This is a genomic window from Burkholderia sp. Ac-20349, from assembly GCF_017104865.1.
Classification (GTDB): domain Bacteria; phylum Pseudomonadota; class Gammaproteobacteria; order Burkholderiales; family Burkholderiaceae; genus Burkholderia; species Burkholderia aenigmatica.
The window spans coordinates 1-2,996 of record NZ_JAAGPM010000289.1 but is presented as its reverse complement, the minus strand read 5'-3'; the positions used below and the strand labels follow the sequence as shown (position 1 = coordinate 2,996).

3 protein-coding genes are annotated in these 2,996 nt (G+C 67.7%); 2 read left to right on the top strand and 1 reads right to left on the bottom strand.

The window, feature by feature from the left end; genetic code table 11:
* Window positions 1–1,556 (top strand): fused uroporphyrinogen-III synthase HemD/membrane protein HemX (hemDX, locus tag G3N61_RS38510; protein WP_205825060.1); only part of this gene is annotated, 1,556 nt, incomplete at its 5' end.
* A 2-nt stretch (window positions 1,557–1,558) separates the two neighbouring features.
* The gene (locus tag G3N61_RS38505; RefSeq protein WP_043189773.1) at window positions 1,559–2,746 is read left to right on the top strand and encodes a heme biosynthesis protein HemY; all 1,188 of its coding nucleotides are present in this window, start codon (window positions 1,559–1,561) and stop codon (window positions 2,744–2,746) included.
* 6 nt (window positions 2,747–2,752) lie between these two features.
* Here G3N61_RS38505 and G3N61_RS38500 read toward each other — a convergent pair.
* Window positions 2,753–2,996 (bottom strand): hypothetical protein (locus G3N61_RS38500; protein ID WP_205825059.1); only part of this gene is annotated, 244 nt, incomplete at its 5' end.

Genomic DNA, 2,996 nt, shown 5'->3' with positions numbered 1-2,996 from the left:
CTACACGACGCTCGTCCGATCTCAAGCGCGTGCTGATCGTGAGCGGCGACGGCGGGCGCGAATGGCTCGCCGAGCGGCTGCGCGAGGCCGGTGCGGACGTCACGCTCGTCGCCGCGTACCGGCGCGTCGTGCCCGAGCCGCGCGTCGGCGCGTGGGAGCGCGTGCATGCGCTGCTCCACGGCGAACCGCATGCGTGGCTCGTCACGAGCTCGGAAGGCGTGCGCAACCTGCACGAACTCGCGCGGTCGCACCTGAACGATGCCGAGATCGACGCGCTGAAGCATGCGCCGCTCGTGACGCCGCATCCGCGGATCGAGCAGACCGCGCGTGCATTGGGTTTTGATAGGATTACGCTGACCGGCGCGGGCGATGAGCGCATCGTCCGCGCGTTTCGAACGATGGCCGACGAGGCCGTCCAACCGGCGACAGCCGCACCGGTGACTAAACGCATGACAGATACCAACGATTCCAAAAGCGTCGCTTCCCAGCCGGCCGCTGCATCCGCACCGCCGTCCCGTCCCGCCTATATGGCGTCCGAACCGCCTGCGCGCCGCGGCGGCAGCGCGGTGCTGTGGTTCGTCGTCGTCGTGCTCGGCTGCGCGGCGGGCGTCGGCGGCTACGCGCTGAACCGCAAGATCGACCGGCTCGACGGCACGTTCGTCGCACGCCAGAAGGCGCTCGATGCGCAGACGGCCGAGACGCGCACGAAGACCGAGCAGGCGCTCGCGAGCGCGCATCAGGTCGACACGCAGCTCGCGCAACTCGACGGCAAGCTTGCCGACGCACAGAGCGCGCAGCAGGCGCTGCAGCAGCAATACCAGGACCTGTCGCGTAACCGCGATGCGTGGATGCTCGAAGAAGTCGACCAGATGCTGTCGAGCGCGAGCCAGCAGCTTCAGCTGACCGGCAACACGCAGCTTGCGCTGATCGCGCTGCAGAACGCCGACGCACGCCTCGCAACGTCGCAGAGCGCGCAGGCCGTCACGGTGCGCAAGGCGCTCGCGCTGGACATCGAGAAGCTGAAGGCGGCACCGGCGGCCGACCTCACGGGTCTCGCGATCAAGCTCGACGACGCGATCGCGAAGATCGACGCGCTGCCGCTGTCCGGCGAGGCGATCGTTCCGCACGAAGCGCCGAAGGCCGCGCCGGCCGACGCCGCGTCGTCGGCCGTGGCCGGCGAGCCGCGCTGGAAGGTGTGGTGGCACGACTTCTCGGCCGGCCTCGGCCAGCAGCTGAAAGGGCTCGTGCAGGTGCGCCGGATCGACAATGCGGACGCGATGCTCGCGTCGCCCGACCAGGGCTACTTCGTGCGCGAGAACGTGAAGCTGCGCCTGCTGACCGCGCGCCTGTCGCTGCTCGCGCGCAACGACAGCGCGATGAAGGCCGACCTGCACGCCGCGCAGGCGTCGCTCGGGAAGTATTTCGACCAGGCATCGAAGGACACGCAGACCGTCGAGGATCTGCTCAAGCAGGTTGACGGCGCATCGCTGACGGTTGCGGTGCCGAACCTGAACACGAGCCTGAACGCCGTTCAGCAGTTCAAGAGCCGGGGGTAACGATGACGCTTCGAGGAATCGTCTGGCTCGCGGTCCTGTTCGCGATCGCCGCTGCGCTCGCCACCGTCGGCCGTTTCGACGCGGGGCAGGTGCTGCTCGTCTATCCGCCGTACCGGATCGACGTGTCGCTGAACCTGTTCGTGATCGCCATCGTCGTGCTGTTCATCGTCGTGTACGCGCTGCTGCGCATCGTGCGCAACATCTGGCGCATGCCGCAGCGGGTCGCCGCGTATCGGGCGCGTTCGCGCAACGAGAAGGCGCAGGCATCGCTGCGCGACGCGATCGCGAACCTGTACGCAGGCCGCTTCTCGCGCGCGGAGAAGGCCGCGCGCGAAGCGCTGTCGGTCGATGCGAACCAGGGCGCGGCGAGTCTTGTCGCGGCCACCGCCGCGCACCGGATGCACGAGTACACGCGCCGCGACGACTGGCTGTCGAGGGTCGACGCGCCTGAGTGGCAGGATGCACGGCTGCTCGCCGCGGCCGACATGCGCGCGGATGCGCGCGATGCCGACGGCGCGCTCGCCGCGCTGGCCGACCTGCAGGCGGGCGGCAAGCGCATTCATGCGCAGCAGGTCGCACTGCGCGCGCAGCAGCAGCTGAAGAACTGGGCCGAGGTGCTGAAGCTCGCGAAGGCGCTCGAGAAGCGCGAGGCGCTGCATCCGGCCGCGGCCGTGCGGCTGCGCCAGCAGGCCGCGGAAAACCTGCTGCGCGAACGCCGGCACGACCCGGACGCGCTGCTCGAGGTGTGGCAGTCGCTGTCGCCGGTCGAGCGCCAGTCGCCGCGTCTCGCCGATCTGGCGGCCGATCTGCTCGTGCCGCTCGAACGTCGCAACGAAGCGCGGCGCATCGTCGAGGATGCGCTCGCGCACAACTGGGATGCCCGCCTGCTGCGCCGTTACCCGGACACGGCCGGCGCCGATGCGCTGCCGCTGATCCAGAAGGCGGAAGGGTGGAAGAAGGATCACCCGGAGGATGCCGACCTGCTGTTCGCGCTTGGCCGCCTGTGCCAGCAGCAGCAACTGTGGGGCAAGGCGCAGTCGTTCCTCGAATCGGCACTGAAGCTGGCCGACAACGAGGCGCTGAAGGTGCGTACGCATCGCGCGCTCGCGCGTCTGTTCGAGCATCTCGGCGAAACCGACAAGGCTGCGAAGCATTATCGCGAAAGCGCGCTTGCGATCACCGTGGTCTGACGCGGATCACTCGGGCGCCTGCAGGCGGCTCGCGTAACCAGCGCAAAAAGCCCCGAATGCCATTTGGCCTTCGGGGCTTTTTTCATCCTCGTGCGCTGTATCAATTTTTGCTCGTTCGGGCAGTCGGGCCATTTTTGACCCGGTCGAGCCAAAAATGGCCCGATAAATTCTCTTTCTTTTCAATGGGTTGATTTTGATCGGGCCAAAAATGGCCCGATTTCCCCTCAAAAAAGACGATTTCTTTTGAGAT

Excerpts from the sequence above, each read along its gene's own strand:
- G3N61_RS38505 (WP_043189773.1), top strand. The coding sequence starts at position 1,559 with ATGACGCTTCGAGGAATCGTCTGGCTCGCGGTCCTGTTCGCGATCGCC.